This is a genomic window from Pantoea sp. JZ29, assembly GCF_035190385.1.
GTDB classification, from domain to species: Bacteria; Pseudomonadota; Gammaproteobacteria; order Enterobacterales; family Enterobacteriaceae; genus Pantoea; species Pantoea stewartii.
On sequence record NZ_CP045241.1, the window covers coordinates 3,616,848 to 3,633,762 of the forward strand.

Sequence of the window (16,915 nt, forward strand, 5' to 3'; positions counted from 1 at the left end):
GAATCGTCGGACTGCGAAATCTAAAAGGGTGTAATGAAAGTGATTAGCAGAACAATGAAGCGGGGCCAGCACGGATACCGTGCACTTTGCCATGCCAGGCTGCTCGCGTCAGGGCAGGCGCGTCAGACACAGGCAGCAGAGACAAACCAAAGGCGTCGTATGTCTGTGCTGTCTGGGAGGTCAATAAGGCATGAAGTGAATCGATTAACGCCAGCTTTTGCGCGGCCAGCGGATGTACCTGCTCTTCCGCCTGAGACTGCGGCGTCAGCGTGAAAGAGAGGTGGCGGATAACCGTGCGAATGGCATGCTGGTGCCAGTAGTCAACCGTAAAACTGGGACGTCGCGAGGCTTCCTGAAGACGAATAAGATGATCGAAACGAACGGCATTGCCGATGAACAGGCTGCTGGCTGAGGATTCGGATCCGGTGTTAAGTTCCGCTGTTTGCGCACACGCCGGCAAGCCGAGACTGGCCGCCACCATTCCCAGCAGGAAATGAGGCCAGAAATAGCGTCTACCTATTTGTCGCCAGCGTAGAAGGATTCCGATCACAATTGTTCCATTGCGCATAACAATTTCATTATTCACTGCTGTTTTCAGCAGCATGCAGCCTGTAAAAGCGCCAGAGATAGTAACACTAATGTGGCGTGCCGACACCTGCGTTTAAAGCGACAACGGAAGAAATCGCACCTGATTGTGCAGCAATTCAGCAATTGTTTGCTTTAGCATGTGAAGAGTGTCGCAACACACAGAGAGCGAGGGCGGGGCAATAAAAAACGGCCGGCGCGACTGACCGGAGAGAGTGTCAGCGCAACCAGCCGTTTTTACGTTCTGATCAGGAATTAAGCCAGAACCAGATTTGGTGCTTTAAACGCCAGTGGCAATTCAGCTTCGTCTTCGAAGGTCGCCCATTCCCAGGCTTCCTGCTTAGCCAAAACGGCCTGCAGCAGTTTGTTGTTCAATGCATGGCCCGATTTGTACGCGGTAAACGCGCCGATAATGTTATGGCCACACATAAACAGATCGCCGATAGCGTCCAGCATTTTGTGACGGACAAACTCGTCTTCAAAACGCAGACCTTCTTCATTAAGCACGCGGAAATCATCAAGGCCTATCGCACAATCTAAACTACCGCCCAGGCACAGGCCTTTAGACTGCAGATATTCGATTTCATGCATGAAGCCAAAGGTGCGTGCACGGCTAATCTGACGAACAAACGCTTCGGCAGAGAATTTCATCTGGTAACGCTGAGAGCTGGCATCGATAGCCGGGTGTTTGAAATCAATAGTGAAATCAAGCGAAAAACCGTTATACGGTTTAATTTCCGCCCATTTATCACCATCTTCAACACGCACGGTTTGCTTAACGCGCACAAACTTCTTGGCGCTGCTGAGCTGCTCAATACCTGCATCCATCAGCAGATAGATAAAAGGCGCTGCGCTGCCATCCATAATCGGGATTTCAGGTGCATCGACTTCCACAATAATGTTGTCGATGCCAAGGCCCGCCAGTGCGGCATTTAAGTGTTCAACTGTCGAAATACGCACGCCTTCATCATTCACCAGGCAGGTACTCAGCATGGTGTCGCGCACGTATTTTGCATCAGCCGGAAAATCAACCGGGGGATTCAAGTCGGTGCGACGATAGATGACCCCGGTATTAGCCGGTGCAGGGCGCAACGTCAGGCTGACTTTCTTGCCGGTATGTAAACCGACACCTGTCGCCTGAACAATACGTTTTAATGTCCTTTGTTTGATCATCGTAATTATCTCGCAATATTACTTTCCGACCGCCAGTATACGTTACCAGCGGGCGAACACTTTAGCACAAAGAGCGGGAAAACCCAATTATAAGGTTATTCCTAGTCGGCCTGCTTACGCAAAAACGCCGGGATATCAAGGTAATCTGGCTCTTTGTTCGATTGCGCATTCTGATCGTTCACCACTTTCGCTGCAGGTTTCTGCTCCTGCGGCAGCGGCGACATACCGTGCTGCTGGTAACGGTGATCCATCACTGGCTGGCTGGCCGGTTTGTTGGTGACCAGCGTGATTTCAGGACGCTTGTCCATACCAATACCGGTTGCCACCACGGTGACGCGCAGTTCATCGTTCATTTCTGGATCCAGAGAGGTACCGATAACCACGGTGGCGTTGTCTGAGGCGAAGGCGCGGATGGTATTACCCACGGTTTCGAACTCATCCAGACGCAGGTCAAAGCCCGCCGTGATGTTGACCAGCACGCCACGCGCACCAGACAGGTCGATATCTTCCAGCAGTGGGCTGGAAATCGCCATCTCAGCAGCTTCTTCCGCACGATCTTCACCGCATGCCACGCCAGAGCCCATCATGGCATAACCCATTTCTGACATGACGGTACGCACGTCAGCAAAGTCGACGTTCATCAGGCCAGGGCGGGTAATCAGTTCAGCGATACCCTGCACTGCGCCTTTCAGTACGTCGTTGGCTGCGCCAAAAGCATCGAGCAGCGAAATGCCGCGCCCAAGCACTTTTAACAGCTTGTCGTTAGGAATGGTGATCAGTGAATCGACATGCTTAGACAGCTCTGCGATCCCCTGCTCGGCAAACGCCATGCGCTTCTTGCCTTCGAAGTTGAAAGGCTTGGTCACGACCGCAACGGTCAGAATACCTAAATCTTTCGCCACTTCAGCTACAACAGGCGCTGCACCGGTACCGGTACCGCCACCCATTCCCGCTGCGATGAACACCATGTCTGCCCCTTCCAGCGCAGAACGCAGTGCTTCGCGATCTTCCTCTGCAGAGTTACGGCCCACTTCCGGGTTCGCACCCGCACCCAGCCCTTTGGTAATGTTATTACCGATCTGGATGGTCTGGCCGACCGCTGTTTTACGCAACGCCTGGGCGTCGGTGTTAACAGCGAAGAATTCCACACCTTCGATACGCTCGCGTACCATGTGCTCTACGGCGTTGCCGCCGCCACCGCCGACGCCGATGACTTTAATCACCGCGTCATTGGTTAATTCCATAGGTTCAAACATGATTTCTCTCCGTTATGTGCCTGTCGCCTGGAGATCACAAAAGAAAACAGCATGATCCCCTTTTACAAAAATTAAAACTCTTTTTTTAACCAACTATTGATACGTTTAAACCAGTTGCCGACTGAAACCCGCTTTTCCGCCTCTGCGTCACCGTTCATGTGTGACTCTTTGCCGTAATGCAACAGCCCTACCGCCGTGGAATAGTAAGACTCCTGCGCGTAGTCCGTCAGGCCAGTAATGTTCAGCGGCTGTCCAATGCGCACCTGCGTATGGAATACGCGCTGCGCGCAGGCGGCCAGACCTTCAATCTGCGCCGCGCCGCCGGTTAATACAATCCCCGCAGCAAGATGGTGTTTCACTCCCTGCTGGCGAAGCTGCTCTTGCAACTGCAAAATCTCGTCATTGACCAGATTTAAAAGTTCGGTGTAACGCGGCTCAATTACCTCAGCCAGCGTCTGGCGCTGTAAGCTCCGTGGCGGACGTCCGCCAACGCTCGGCACTTCAACGTTCTCATCTTTTCCAACAATCGATCCCAGCGCGCAACCATGCCGGACTTTAATCGCTTCCGCATCGGTAGGCGGCGTGCCAAAGGCGTACGCAATATCGCTGGTAACTACATTGCCCGCATAGGGAATGACCTTCGTGTGGCGCAGTGCACCGCCAGTATAGACGGCGATATCCATTGTGCCGCCCCCGATATCCACCACGCAAACGCCCAGTTCGCGTTCGTCTTCGGTCAGTACAGCAAAGCTGGACGCCAGACCGGCAAAAATCAGTTGGTCAACTTTGAGGCCACAACGTTCAACGGCTTTAACAATATTTTTCGCCATATCATTGTGACAGGTGATCAAATGGACTTTCGCCTGCATACGTACACCGGAAAGGCCGACCGGGTTCTTAATGCCTTCCTGGTAATCGATGGCATATTCCTGAGGAATAACGTGCAGAATGCGATGCTCGTCACGAACGCGCACAGACTTTGCCGTGTGCACCACATTCTCTACATCATCCTGAGTCACTTCCTCTTCTGAAATCGGAACCATCCCGATTTCGTTCTGGCAGCTGATATGTTTGCCCGATAATGCAAGGTAGACGGAGGAAATCTGGCAATCCGCCATCAACTCAGCCTGATCAATGGCGCGCTGTACGCATTTCACCACCGACTCAAGATCGTTAACGCCACCTTTATCCATACCGCGGGACGGACAACTGCCGACCCCAATAATATTGACCATACCATCGGGCAGAATTTCCCCAACCAGGGCGGCGACTTTCGCAGTGCCGATTTCGAGTCCAACTACCAGTTTTCTGTCCGTTGCCTTGATCATTGTTGTTTAGCCTGTGCCTGGTTTTGTTGCTGATTACTGTCCTGTGGCTCCATCACTATCGGTGTCCAGCCAACGGAGGCGCCAGAGTCATAGCGTAAATCAACGGAGTTGATGCGCTTGTGTTCATTCTCGCCTTGTTGCTGCAACACCGGATAAAGCTCAATAAAACGATTCAGACGCTTCATGGTATCGGTACGGCCCAGTTCGATACGTACATCGTCACTGGTCACCAGCTGCCATGAACGTCGTGCCGTCATCGACGCCACCTTCAGGGTAAACTTCCTGGCCTTCAGCACATCATCCATACTGTGATAGCCCGCCAGGACCTCTTTTTCACTGCCTTCTGGCCCATACAACATGGGCAACGTTTCTTTGCCCATATGATTGGCCGGTACGCTAAATGACACGCCGTCGCTGTCCACCATATGCGCGTCGTTCCAGCGTGCCACCGGCGTGTACTCAACCAGATGAATCTTCAGTTCATCAGGCCACTGTTTGCGCACACTGACCTGTTTAATCCACGGCAACCGTTCAATCTGCTGCTGGATAATGTTCACATCCTGCGACATAAAGGTGCCGGGTGGCCCCAGGGATAAAATCGCCTGGCGGATGTCGTCGTGGGTGGTGTAATGCAACTCACCGGTGACCACCAGTTTCGACAGGGGTAAGCGGGATGCATCATTCATCCACTTCAGCACCACTAATCCACCCGCAATCATTATGCCCATTACCATCAGCAGAAAGACGATGCCAAACAGCCGGGCACCGTTACTGCGGCCGGTGCGTGCCCGCTCCTGCGCCTCACGATTGCGTACATTCATCGCCGCCTGTGACATATCAGTCGGCCAGTTCCAGAATGCGTACGACCAGTTGAGAAAAGGTCAGTCCCGCCTGCTTTGCTGCCATCGGCACTAAGCTGTGGCTGGTCATGCCCGGGGAAGTATTGGCTTCCAGTAACTGAAAGCGGCCCTCACCATCGGTCATCACATCGACACGACCCCAACCCTGACATCCCAGCGCCTGCCAGGCAGACCACACCAGCTGTTGTAATTCTGCTTCACGCTCTGCACTCAGCCCTGCGGGACAGAAGTACTGAGTATCGTCAGAAATGTATTTAGCTTCATAGTCATAGAACTCGCTGGCAGTCTTTATTTTTATCGCTGGCAGAATCTGATCGCCCAGAATCCCCACGGTATATTCTTCACCACTCAGAAACGCCTCGATAAGCACGTTGTCGTCGTGACGAAATGCCTCTTCCAGCGCGGCCAGCAGATCACCCTGCTGATTAACCCGGCTGATGCCAACGCTGGATCCTTCACTGCTCGGTTTAACAAACAGAGGGAAGCCCAGTGCGGCAATCGCCGCCGCTGTCGCGGCGTCCAGACCCGACTGCATCTGTGCACGGGTCATCCAGACAAACTTACCTGCCGGCAGTCCCCTGCCCTGCCACAGTAATTTGGTACGCAGCTTATCCATGGTCACCGCCGACGCCATGACCCCGCTGCCGGTATAAGGCAGTTGCAGGAATTCAAGCACGGCCTGAAGCGTGCCGTCTTCGCCACCGCGACCATGCAGCGCGATAAAGACTTTGTCGAAGCCCTGCGCTTTCAGATCCAGCACAGACTGCTCGCGTGTATCAATACCGTGCGCATCAATGCCCGCTTCACGTAAACCGGCCAGTACGGCAGCCCCGGACATCAGGGAGACCTCGCGTTCGGCTGAGGTGCCACCCATCAAAACAGCCACTTTAGACATGACGGCCCTCCACTTTGCGCTCTGGCTGCAGTTTGCATTCCGCCAGTTTACGCGCCACTTTCCCGACGTTGCCTGCGCCCTGAACCAGAATCAGATCGTTACCTGATAATAACGGCGCCAGCATCTCGACTAACGCATCATGCTCCGGCACCAGAATGGGGTCGACTTTACCGCGGTTGCGGATTGCACGACACAGCGCACGGCTGTCAGCACCCGGAATCGGCGTTTCGCCGGCGGCATACACATCCAGCATCAGTAAAACGTCGACCTGTGACAGCACGTTGGCAAAATCGTCAAACAGGTCGCGCGTGCGGGTATACCGGTGCGGCTGAAAGACCATCGCCAGTTTTTTATCCGGCCAGCCTGCGCGCGCCGCTTTAATGGTGGCATCCACTTCCGTTGGGTGATGGCCATAATCATCAACCAGCATAGCCGTGCCAGGCGTGCCGTTGACCGGTTCGGTAGCAAACTCGCCCAACTGATCGAAACGACGGCCGGTCCCCTGGAAGCTCTCCAGCGCCGCCAGAATCGCGCTGTCTTCAATGCCTTCTTCGCTGGCAACCGCAACCGCTGCCGCCGCATTCAACGCGTTATGCCGTCCCGGCGCATTCAGCGTGATCGCGAGTGGTGCCTTGTCCTGACGAATCAGGTTGAAATGCACCTGAGCGCCACGCTGTTCAAAATCTTCAATGCGGAAGTCCGCATCCTCGCTGAAACCATAGGTCGTAATCTGACGTCCTACACGCGGTAACAAGTCGCGAATCACCGCATCATCAACGCACATCACCGCACGGCCATAGAAGGGCAGGTTGTGCAGAAAATTGATAAACGTCTGCTTCAGGTTTTCGAAATCACCCTGATACGTGTCCATATGATCGGCTTCGATATTGGTCACGACGGCAACCATCGGCTGCAGATGCAGGAAGGACGCATCGCTCTCATCCGCCTCGGCGATCAGATAACGGCTGCTGCCCAGACGCGCATGCGTGCCCGCCGCTTTCACCAATCCACCGTTAACGAAGGTCGGATCCAGGCCACCTTCGGCATAAATGCTGGAGACCATCGCCGTTGTCGTAGTTTTGCCGTGCGTTCCGGCGATCGCAATGCCATGACGAAAGCGCATCAGTTCTGCCAGCATCTCAGCGCGACGAATCACCGGGATACGTTGCTCGCGTGCCGCAACCAGCTCAGGGTTATCCTGAGAAACCGCACTGGAGACCACGACGACACTGGCATCCGTCACGTTTTCCGGGCGGTGGTTGAAGTAAATCGTTGCGCCCAGATTGATCAGATTTTGGGTTACCGGGTTAGGCGCCAGATCAGAACCGCTAATATGGTAGCCTTCATTCGCTAACACTTCGGCAATACCGCCCATGCCAGCACCGCCGATGCCGACAAAGTGAATGTGCCGGACGCGACGCATCTCGGGCACGATTGAACGCAGTTTTGCCAGTTGTTGTGTATTCATTACGCTTTCTTATACCTACTCATTCAGTTTGTGCTCAGGTTGTTGAGCACGGGCCAGCCAGGCTGACCTGATTCTTTTAACGTGCGGCGCGAGCCACTTCCTGTGCAACCCGTTCGGTGGCATCAGGTACCGCTACCGCGTGGGCCTTTTCTGCCATCGCGAGTAATGTTGGACGGTCCCAGTGACGCAACGTTTCCGCTACCGCCTCCGCAGTAAACTGCGGCTGCTCAAAAATTTTGGCTGCCCCTGCGCCTTCAAGCGGCAGGGCATTCCAGTACTGCTGGCGATCTTTGTGCTGAAACGGCACGAAAATCGCCGGTAAGCCTGCGGCAGCGATTTCGCTTACCGTTAATGCGCCAGAGCGGCAAATCACCACGTCGGCCCAGGCATACGCAGCGGCCATATCATCAATAAACTCGGTCACTTTATGCTGCGGCTGACCGGCTTGCTGATAGGCCTGTTGGACTTCTTGCAAGGCGCCCTTACCCGTCTGATGCCAGAGGGTAATGGTCTCGCCCAGCCTGGCGGCAATCTGAGGCAACGTCTGGTTCAGAATGCGCGCGCCCTGACTGCCCCCGATAACCAGAATACGAATCGGTCCACTGCGGCCAGCCAGCCGTTGCGCCGGTGACGGCAGCGCCAGCACATCGGTACGCACCGGATTACCCACAACGTCCGCGTGCGGAAAGGCACCCGGGAAGGCCTGCATGACCTTGGTGGCAATTTTAGCCAGCCATTTATTGGTGAGCCCGGCAATACCGTTCTGCTCATGGAGTACCACTGGCACCCCGCAACTCCAGGCGGCCAGACCACCGGGCCCCGATACATAACCGCCCATGCCCAGCACCACATCGGGCTTCCAGGCTTTGATAATCTTGCGCGCCTGACGCCAGGCGTTGAAGATGCGTACCGGCGCTAACAACAGCGCTTTACTGCCTTTACCGCGTAATCCACTGATGCGGATAAAATCAATGTCGATACCGTGCTTCGGTACCAGGTCGGCTTCCATACGATCGGCCGTGCCTAACCAGCGCACCTGCCAGCCCTGCGCCTCAAGATGATGGGCCACAGCCAGCCCCGGGAAAACATGCCCGCCGGTTCCTCCTGCCATGACCATCAATCGTTTACCGCTCATCGACCACCCCGGGTAAACGCCTGCGCTTTAGCCAGACGCGTTTCATAATCAATACGTAACAAAAATACGATGGCCGTCGACATAATGAGCAGGCTCGAGCCACCGTAACTAATCAGCGGTAATGTCAGACCTTTTGTCGGCAACATCCCCGCCGCCGCACCCACGTTGACCAGCGCCTGAAAGCTGAACCAGACGCCGATTGAGCAGGCCAGAAAGCCGGAGAAACGTTGGTCAAGTTCAAGTGCGCGGCGGCCAATCGACATGGCGCGAAAAGCCACGAAGAATACCATTAACAGGGCTAAAACCACACCGATGTAACCCAGTTCTTCTCCGATAATCGAGAAAATAAAGTCGGTATGTGCTTCCGGCAGGTATTCCAGTTTCTGTACCGAATTGCCCAGTCCCTGGCCCCAGAATTCGCCGCGGCCAAACGCCATAAGTGACTGAGTAAGCTGGTAGCCGCTGCCGAACGGATCTTCCCACGGATTCCAGAAAGAGGTCACACGGCGCATACGATAAGGCTCGGCGATGATTAACAACACCACCGCGAAGATGCCGGAACCGATAATCGCCAGGAACTGCCACAGCTTTGCCCCCGCAAGGAAGAGCATCGCGAGCGTCGTGACAAACAGCACCACCACCGTACCCAGATCGGGCTGAGCGAGCAGCAGCACCGCCAGCACGACCATCACCCCCATCGGCTTACAGAAGCCCCAGAAGTTATTGCGGACTTCCTCAACCTTACGCACCAGATAACTGGCGAGATAACAGAAGAGCGTGAGCTTAGACAGTTCCGCTGGCTGAATACGCAGTGGACCCAGTGCAATCCAGCGTGATGCCCCGTTTACGGAGCTTCCTACGACCAGCACAATCAGCAGCATGACGACCGACGCCATCAGCATCACGTTGCTGTAGCGCTGCCAGAAATCCATGGGTACGCGCAGCGTGACCAGGGCGATACCAAACGCCAGCGCAATATAGAACGCATCACGCTTGGCAAAGTAGAACGGATCGTCATTCAGACGCTGTCCCACCGGCATTGAAGCCGATGTCACCATCACAAACCCGATTGCAGCCAGCCCCAGGGTCAGCCAGAGCAAAGTCCGGTCATAGAGCACCTGCGAGGTATCGTCGCTCTCACGCGCCCCCATCACCCAGTTACTCAGGCGACCTGACAGATAATTCACAATGCCCGCTCCGGGAATACGCATCAGCTTAACTCCCTGGCCAGTTGCGCGAAGACATCGCCGCGCTGTTCAAAATTGCGGAACTGGTCAAGGCTGGCGCAGGCCGGGGAAAGCAGGACCATGTCGCCTGGCTGTACCTGTTTTGCAATCTGCGCCATCGCCTCCTGCAGCGTTTCGGTCCTGACCGCCACGTCAGGGCGGAGCGCGGCCAGTGCATCACCATCGCGCCCAAAGCAAAACAGCCGGATACGATCGCCCTGCAGATACGGCTGCAATGGAGAGAAATCCGCAGATTTGCCATCGCCTCCCAGCAGTAACCAGAGCGTACCGTCAACCTGTAATCCCTTCAGAGCCGCTTCCGTACTGCCCACATTGGTTGCTTTTGAATCATTGATCCAGCGCACACCGCGGCTTTCATGAACCAGCTGGAAACGGTGCGCCAGACCTGAATAAGCCGCCAGTGCGGACAGACTGGTCGAGCGTGGCAGACCAACCGCATCGGCCAGCGCCAGCGCGGCGAGCGCATTGGTGTAGTTATGCTGTCCGACCAGCGTCATCTCGTCTGTGTTCAGGACTTTTTCGCCTTTCGCCCGCAGCCAGACGCTGCCCTGCTGTTTGTTCAGGTGATAATCGCCGATATCAATACCGAAACTGACACAGCGTGCGTCGGCACCGCGTACCGGCATGGTCATGCCATCGTCGGCATTCACCACGCAAACCTGAGCGTTCTCGTAAATCCGCAGTTTTGCCGCGCGATACTGCTGCATACCTAACGGATAGCGATCCATATGATCTTCGGTCACGTTCAGGATCGTGGCCGCTGCGGCCTTCAGGCTGTAGGTGGTTTCTAACTGGAAGCTGGAAAGCTCCAGAACATAGAGCTGAGCGGGCGCTTTCAGCAGGCTCAGCGCGGGCAACCCAATGTTACCGCCGACGCCTACCTGCCAACCGGCGGCTTTCGCCATTTCGCCGACTAACGTAGTGACCGTACTCTTTCCGTTTGAACCGGTGATCGCCACGATCGGTGCCTGTGCTTCCCGGCAAAACAGCTCAATGTCGCCGACGATTTCAATGCCCGCGTCTGCCGCTTCACACAATGCGGGATGGGCCAGGGCAATGCCGGGGCTGGCCACGATGAGATCCGCAGCCAGCAGCCAGTCGCGATTGAGACCGCCCACATAACGTTCCACCTGCTCAGGCAGTTTATCCAGCCCGGGCGGTGATACACGGGTATCCATCACGCGGGGCGTTACGCCCTGCGCTATAAAGAAATCAACACAGGACAGGCCGGTCAGGCCTAATCCGATGATGACGACTTTTCTCCCGCGGTAATCAGCCATGATTAACGTACCTTCAGCGTCGCCAGGCCAATCAGCACCAGCATGAGCGAAATAATCCAGAAGCGCACAATCACGCGCGGCTCTGGCCAGCCTTTCAGTTCGTAATGGTGATGGATCGGTGCCATGCGGAAAATACGCTGGCCACGCAGCTTGAACGATCCCACCTGCAGGATCACCGACAGCGTTTCAACCACAAACACGCCGCCCATAATCACTAATAAAAATTCCTGGCGCAGCAGGACAGCGATAGTACCGAGCGCGCCGCCCAGTGCCAGCGAGCCGACATCGCCCATAAAGACCTGAGCCGGATAAGTGTTAAACCAGAGGAAACCTAATCCAGCCCCAACAATCGCCGTACAGACGATAACCAGCTCACCTGCGTGACGCAGATAAGGAATGTGCAGGTAATCGGCGAACTTCACGTTACCGGTCGCCCAGGCGACCAGGGCGAAACCGGCCGCAACAAACACTGTCGGCATAATGGCCAGACCATCCAGCCCATCAGTCAGGTTGACGGCATTGCCGGTACCGACGATGACGAAATAGGCCAGCACAATGTAAAACAGGCCAAGCTGTGGCATCACATCTTTGAAAAACGGCACCACGAGTTCCGTCGCAGGCGTATCTTTACCAGCCAGATAGAGCGCAAAGGCGACACCGAGCGAAATCACCGACATCCAGAAGTATTTCCAGCGGGCAATCAGCCCCCTGGTATCCTTGCGAACCACTTTACGGTAATCATCAACAAAGCCAATGACGCCAAAGCCCACCAGCACCACCAGCACGCACCAGACGTAGGGATTAGAAGGATAAGCCCACATCAGCACCGACAACGTAATCGACGTCAGAATCATGATGCCGCCCATCGTCGGCGTTCCCCGCTTGCTGAAGTGCGATTCGGGACCATCATTACGGACAACCTGCCCGATCTGCAGCTTTTGCAGCCAGGCAATCAGACGCGGCCCCATCCACAGCGAAATAAACAGTGCGGTCAGCAGGCTGACAATGGCGCGAAACGTCAAATACGAAAAGACGTTAAAACCGGAATAAAATGCGACCAGATGCTCGGCCAGCCAAACTAACATGTTCCTTTCTCCTGTAAGCTCTGTACTACCTGCTCCATGGCGGCACTACGCGAACCTTTAATCAATACGGTCATTTCTTTGTGTTCGGACAGCAACTGGCGTAATCGTTCAGTCAGCGCCGTTTTATCGCTGAAATGTTCGCCAACTTCGCTACTTTCACTCATAAAGTGGCTGAACTGCCCGGTGCTTAATACCCGGTCAACGCCCGCAGCTTTGGCCGCCAGACCAACTTCGCGATGAAGTTGTTCACTTTCATCCCCTAATTCAGCCATATCGCCCACCACCATCACACGGTAGCCAGGCATTTCAGACAGCACCTGTGCCGCCGCAACCATCGATCCTACATTGGCGTTATAGCTGTCATCCAGGAGCAGTTGATGATCTGAGAGCCGGACAGGAAATAAGCGACCAGGAACGGACTGCAGGCTTTTCAGCCCGGTCTGCACCGCGCTAAGCGGTGCATCGACTGACAACGCAAGCGCCGCCGCCGCCAGAGCATTGGCGATATTGTGCCGACCGGGCAGAGGCAGAATGATGTCGATGTCACCACGGGGCGTATGCATGACAAAATGGGTGCCATCCTGGCGAATACGGATATCGCGCGCACCAAAGTCGCAGTCTGCGGCCTGCGGCGAGAAGCGCCATACCGTTTTACCGTGCAGGTTCTCCTGCCAGCGTGGCCAGTCATTGCTGTCAGCATTTAAAATCGCCGTTCCCTTTGCGGGCAGGCCATAAAAAATTTCACCCTTCGCTTTTGCGACACCTTCAAGCGATCCGAAACCCTCAAGGTGCGCGGCAGCCAGATTATTGACCAGCGCCGCTTCCGGACGAACCAGGTCGGTGGTATAGGCGATTTCACCCTGATGATTAGCGCCAAGCTCAATCACGGCATACTGATGTTCTGGCGTGAGACGCAGCAGGGTCATGGGCACGCCAAAATCGTTATTCAGGTTACCGGCGGTATGCAGCGTTTCGCCGCACTGGCGTAAAATCGCCGCGGTCATTTCTTTCACTGACGTTTTACCGGATGAGCCGGTCAGCGCAACAACGCGGGCACTGACCTGCTGACGCACCCAGGACGCCAGCTTACCAAAGGCGATGCGCGTGTCTTTGACAACGACCTGCGGCACCGACACAGGTAAATGCTTACTTACCAGCAAGGCTTTCGCGCCCTTGGCAATCGCATCCTCGGCAAAGTCATGTGCATCGAAGCGCTCACCCACAATGGCAACAAACAGACTGTCTGCGGTGACCTTGCGGGTGTCTGTCGTGACGGTGTTGAACGTCAAATCGTCGCCGTGCAGCGTACCGCTGGTGACCTGCGCTAAGGTGCGTAATGAAACCGGAATCATGCAATGCCTCCTAACAGCGTGGCGACCGTAGCACGATCGGAGTAGTCCAGCCGCTGATGACCAATAATTTGATAATCTTCATGGCCTTTACCGGCGACTAACACAATGTCGTCGGGCTGAGCCTGCATAATAGTGCTGGTGACTGCCTGTGCACGGCCCGCGACAACGCGAGCGCGGCCCGGATCAAGGAGGCCGCTCAGAATGTCCTGCACAATTGCCGCAGGATCTTCGCTGCGCGGATTATCGTCAGTAATCACGACCACATCGGCAAACTGTTCCGCAATGGCACCCATAAGTGGGCGCTTACCTTTATCGCGATCGCCGCCACAGCCGAACAGACACCATAGTTTACCTTTACAATGCAGGCGGGCGGCGGCCAGTGCTTTCTCTAATGCGTCGGGCGTGTGGGCATAATCCACCACGACAGTGGGTTTGCCCGGCGCGGAGAAGACTTCCATACGCCCGGTAACCGGCTGCAGTTTTGCGGCAACGCGCAGTAAATCATCCAGTGCATAACCCAGCGCCAGCAGTGTGGCCAGCGCCAGCAACACGTTACTGACGTTAAAAGCCCCCATCAGACGACTGTCCAGTTCACCATCGCCCCAACTGGAGCGGAAACGAATGTGGGCACCATTGTCGTGATAGTTCACCTCGGTTGCGCGAAGCCAGCGACCGTGGCAGCCAGGCTGCAGGTTATTTTCCATCGAGACAGCAACCGCATCAGGCAGGTTTGCCAGCCAGCGGCGTCCGACTTCATCGTCGGCATTCAGGATGGCCACGCCCACCTGATGTTCAGAGAAGAGCAGCCATTTAGCTGACTCGTACTGTTGCATATCGCCGTGATAATCCAGGTGATCACGACTGAGGTTGGTAAAGACAGCGGCAGAGAACGGCAAGGCTGCAACACGATGCTGCACCAGACCGTGGGAGGAGATTTCCATGGCGGTCAGCGACGCGCCCTTCCTGGCCAGTTCATCCAGAGTATGCTGGACGTCCACAGCGGAGCCGGTGGTGTTTTCGGCAGGCACGAGCTGGCCGACCAGACCATTTCCCACCGTCCCCATCACCGCGCTGGTTTCACCCATCAGCTCAGCCCACTGGGCCAGCAGCTGACTCGTGGTCGTTTTGCCATTAGTGCCGGTGATGCCAATCAGTTTTTGTCTTTCGCCCGGCTGTTGGTAAAAACGCCCCGCCAGAGCGGAAAGACGCTGGGGTAACTGTGCAAGATAGATAACCGGCACGCCGTGCATTTCGCGTATTTCACCGTCGCTCGCTTCCCCTTCGGCTTCCGCAATCACGGCAGCCACGCCCTGGGCAATGGCCTGAGGAATGAAGCGGCGTCCATCAACCTGATGGCCGGCGATAGCGACAAACAGATCACCCGCAGCCGCCACGCGACTGTCCAGCGTCATGTCACGCAACGGGCGCGCAGGTGCACCGGGCACCCACGGTCCGAGTAAGTCGCGCAGGTTACGATCTGTCACTTGTTTCCTCACTTCTGTTTGTCACCAACTCGTTCTTGTCATTGGTCGGCAGCGCATCCGGCTCGATGTTCATGGTGCGCAGTACGCCGCCCATGATGGCACCAAACACCGGTGCAGAAACCGCACCACCATAATATTTACCGGCCTGAGGATCGTTGATGACCACAACAAGCGCAAAACGAGGACGGCTGGCAGGTGCCACGCCTGCGGTATAGGCGATGTATTTGTTCACATAACGCCCGTCCGGTCCGACTTTTTTCGCCGTACCGGTTTTAATGGCGACGCGATAACCTTTAATGGCGGCTTTCACGCCGCCCCCGCCCGGCAATGCAACGCTTTCCATCATATGCACCACGGTTTTCACCAGAGCTTCAGGAAATACACGCTCACCGCCCACCGGCGGATCCACTTTGGTAATTGAGAGCGGGCGGGCGATACCAAAGCTGCCAATCGTTGCGTAGACTCGCGCTAACTGTAACGGCGTTACCATTAGCCCGTAGCCGAAAGAGAAGGTGGCCCTCTCTATGTCAGACCACCGTTGTTTTTTAGGGTATAAGCCACTGCTTTCCCCGACCAGCCCCAAATTGGTCGGTTTACCCAGACCAAAGCGCGAGTAAGTTTCTACCAGCGCTGAGGAGGGCATCGCTAACGCCAGTCGGGAAACACCGACGTTACTCGATTTCTGTAGTACGCCAGTCAGCGTGAGTTCGTTATAGCGCGCTACGTCTTTAATCTCATGACCATTTACGCGATACGGCACGGTGTTCAAAACGCTGTTCTCTTTCACCACGCCGCGTTGCAGCGCGGTCATCACCACCATCGGTTTTACCGTCGAGCCGGGTTCGAAAATGTCGGTGATGGCCCGGTTGCGCATCAGATCTTTTGGCGTGTCGCTGAGGTTATTGGGGTTATAGGCAGGGCTGTTCGCCATCGCCAGGACCTCACCGGTATTCACATCCACCAGAACCGCCGTTCCCGATTCGGCTTTGTTAAAGGCGACCGCATTATTCAGCTCACGGTACACCAGCGCCTGTAAACGCTCGTCAATACTCAGAGTGAGGTTATGTGCCGCACGACTGTCCACCGATGAAATGTCTTCGATAACGCGCCCATAGCGATCTTTACGCACGGTACGCTCGCCGGGTTCACCCGTCAGCCATTTGTCAAAGCTCTTTTCGATGCCTTCGATTCCCTGACCATCGATATTGGTGAAGCCAATCAGATGTGAGGTGACCTGTCCGGCAGGGTAATAACGGCGTGATTCTTCGCGCAGATGGATACCGGGCAGCTTGAGTTTTTTGACGTATTCACCAATGGCGGGATTGACCTGGCGGGCCAGATAGATGAACCGGCCTTTAGGATTGGCATTCACGCGGGCGGCCAGTTGATCAATGGGAACAGAAAGCGCATCTGAGAGCGCACGCCAGCGACTGTCGAGCGTGACACCGCCCGCATCATGCAGCTCTTTGGGATCGGCCCAGATAGCGTTAACCGGCACGCTGACCGCCAGCGGACGCCCGCCGCGGTCGCTGATCATCCCCCGCGAGGTGGGCACGGCCTGAACGCGCAGTGAACGTAAATCGCCCTCTTTAACCAGTTTGTCCGGATTAATCACCTGCAGCCAGGCCACGCGTGATAACAGCCCACCTAAGGCCAGTAAAATGCAACCGCATAACAACGCAAAACGCCAGCTTACAAAGCTGGCTTTATCTTCTGGTTTTTTTAACTTCAGCGTTCTTTTTACGCCGCTCATTAGCAGTAACAGGT

Annotated in this window: 14 protein-coding genes; all 14 read right to left on the minus strand. The window is 55.5% G+C overall.

Annotated features, from left to right (window positions below; genetic code table 11):
• Positions 1–43 precede the first annotated feature (43 nt).
• The 14 genes from secM to GC090_RS16925 all read right to left on the minus strand — a co-directional run bounded on the left by secM (position 44) and on the right by GC090_RS16925 (position 16,901).
• A complete protein-coding gene (gene secM, locus GC090_RS16860; RefSeq protein WP_233255760.1) occupies positions 44–550 on the minus strand; it encodes a secA translation cis-regulator SecM in 507 nt (168 codons plus the stop codon).
• A 290-nt stretch (positions 551–840) separates the two neighbouring features.
• Positions 841–1,758: a UDP-3-O-acyl-N-acetylglucosamine deacetylase gene (lpxC, locus tag GC090_RS16865; RefSeq protein WP_033740259.1), complete on the minus strand. Its 918-nt coding sequence runs from the start codon at positions 1,756–1,758 to the stop codon at positions 841–843.
• A 101-nt stretch (positions 1,759–1,859) separates the two neighbouring features.
• A complete protein-coding gene (ftsZ, locus tag GC090_RS16870; RefSeq protein ID WP_006117682.1) occupies positions 1,860–3,014 on the minus strand; it encodes a cell division protein FtsZ in 1,155 nt (384 codons plus the stop codon).
• A gap of 71 nt (positions 3,015–3,085) precedes the next feature.
• Complete coding sequence (ftsA, locus tag GC090_RS16875) at positions 3,086–4,342, minus strand: cell division protein FtsA (protein WP_006117681.1); 1,257 nt, start codon at positions 4,340–4,342, stop codon at positions 3,086–3,088.
• Positions 4,339–5,178, minus strand: coding sequence for a cell division protein FtsQ (gene ftsQ / locus GC090_RS16880; RefSeq protein WP_054634500.1), 840 nt, complete (start codon positions 5,176–5,178; stop codon positions 4,339–4,341). The genes ftsA and ftsQ overlap by 4 nt, the downstream gene beginning before the upstream one ends.
• 1 nt (position 5,179) lies before the next feature.
• Complete coding sequence (locus GC090_RS16885) at positions 5,180–6,097, minus strand: D-alanine--D-alanine ligase (protein WP_205951279.1); 918 nt, start codon at positions 6,095–6,097, stop codon at positions 5,180–5,182.
• Entirely contained in the window at positions 6,090–7,565 is a 1,476-nt protein-coding gene (murC, locus tag GC090_RS16890) for a UDP-N-acetylmuramate--L-alanine ligase (RefSeq protein ID WP_006117678.1), read from the minus strand. Before murC ends, GC090_RS16885 begins: the two co-directional genes overlap by 8 nt.
• 76 nt (positions 7,566–7,641) lie before the next feature.
• Positions 7,642–8,700 carry an undecaprenyldiphospho-muramoylpentapeptide beta-N-acetylglucosaminyltransferase gene (gene murG, locus GC090_RS16895; protein WP_058702059.1) on the minus strand — a complete coding sequence of 353 codons (1,059 nt, stop codon included), beginning with the start codon at positions 8,698–8,700 and terminating at the stop codon, positions 7,642–7,644.
• Positions 8,697–9,911 (minus strand): cell division protein FtsW, encoded by a 1,215-nt coding sequence (gene ftsW / locus GC090_RS16900; RefSeq protein WP_033740255.1) that lies wholly within the window; start codon positions 9,909–9,911, stop codon positions 8,697–8,699. The genes murG and ftsW overlap by 4 nt, the downstream gene beginning before the upstream one ends.
• Positions 9,911–11,227 (minus strand): UDP-N-acetylmuramoyl-L-alanine--D-glutamate ligase, encoded by a 1,317-nt coding sequence (murD, locus tag GC090_RS16905; protein WP_006117675.1) that lies wholly within the window; start codon positions 11,225–11,227, stop codon positions 9,911–9,913. Before murD ends, ftsW begins: the two co-directional genes overlap by 1 nt.
• 2 nt (positions 11,228–11,229) lie before the next feature.
• Positions 11,230–12,312, minus strand: a complete 1,083-nt coding sequence (gene mraY / locus GC090_RS16910) for a phospho-N-acetylmuramoyl-pentapeptide-transferase (protein ID WP_033740254.1) — start codon at positions 12,310–12,312, stop codon at positions 11,230–11,232.
• On the minus strand, positions 12,306–13,664 hold the full coding sequence (murF, locus tag GC090_RS16915) for a UDP-N-acetylmuramoyl-tripeptide--D-alanyl-D-alanine ligase (RefSeq protein WP_006117673.1): 1,359 nt from the start codon (positions 13,662–13,664) through the stop codon (positions 12,306–12,308). Before murF ends, mraY begins: the two co-directional genes overlap by 7 nt.
• Positions 13,661–15,148 (minus strand): UDP-N-acetylmuramoyl-L-alanyl-D-glutamate--2,6-diaminopimelate ligase, encoded by a 1,488-nt coding sequence (gene murE / locus GC090_RS16920; protein WP_324020484.1) that lies wholly within the window; start codon positions 15,146–15,148, stop codon positions 13,661–13,663. Before murE ends, murF begins: the two co-directional genes overlap by 4 nt.
• Positions 15,135–16,901, minus strand: coding sequence for a peptidoglycan DD-transpeptidase PBP3 (locus GC090_RS16925; protein WP_006117671.1), 1,767 nt, complete (start codon positions 16,899–16,901; stop codon positions 15,135–15,137). Before GC090_RS16925 ends, murE begins: the two co-directional genes overlap by 14 nt.
• Positions 16,902–16,915: the final 14 nt, after the last annotated feature.

Bases quoted from the DNA above. Each gene is read 5' to 3' on its own strand.
- lpxC (WP_033740259.1), bottom strand. From the start codon at position 1,758: ATGATCAAACAAAGGACATTAAAACGTATTGTTCAGGCGACAGGTGTC.
- ftsZ (WP_006117682.1), bottom strand. From the start codon at position 3,014: ATGTTTGAACCTATGGAATTAACCAATGACGCGGTGATTAAAGTCATC.
- ftsA (WP_006117681.1), bottom strand. From the start codon at position 4,342: ATGATCAAGGCAACGGACAGAAAACTGGTAGTTGGACTCGAAATCGGC.
- ftsQ (WP_054634500.1), bottom strand. From the start codon at position 5,178: ATGTCACAGGCGGCGATGAATGTACGCAATCGTGAGGCGCAGGAGCGG.
- GC090_RS16885 (WP_205951279.1), bottom strand. From the start codon at position 6,097: ATGTCTAAAGTGGCTGTTTTGATGGGTGGCACCTCAGCCGAACGCGAG.
- murC (WP_006117678.1), bottom strand. From the start codon at position 7,565: ATGAATACACAACAACTGGCAAAACTGCGTTCAATCGTGCCCGAGATG.
- murG (WP_058702059.1), bottom strand. From the start codon at position 8,700: ATGAGCGGTAAACGATTGATGGTCATGGCAGGAGGAACCGGCGGGCAT.
- ftsW (WP_033740255.1), bottom strand. From the start codon at position 9,911: ATGCGTATTCCCGGAGCGGGCATTGTGAATTATCTGTCAGGTCGCCTG.
- murD (WP_006117675.1), bottom strand. From the start codon at position 11,227: ATGGCTGATTACCGCGGGAGAAAAGTCGTCATCATCGGATTAGGCCTG.
- mraY (WP_033740254.1), bottom strand. From the start codon at position 12,312: ATGTTAGTTTGGCTGGCCGAGCATCTGGTCGCATTTTATTCCGGTTTT.
- murF (WP_006117673.1), bottom strand. From the start codon at position 13,664: ATGATTCCGGTTTCATTACGCACCTTAGCGCAGGTCACCAGCGGTACG.
- GC090_RS16925 (WP_006117671.1), bottom strand. From the start codon at position 16,901: ATGAGCGGCGTAAAAAGAACGCTGAAGTTAAAAAAACCAGAAGATAAA.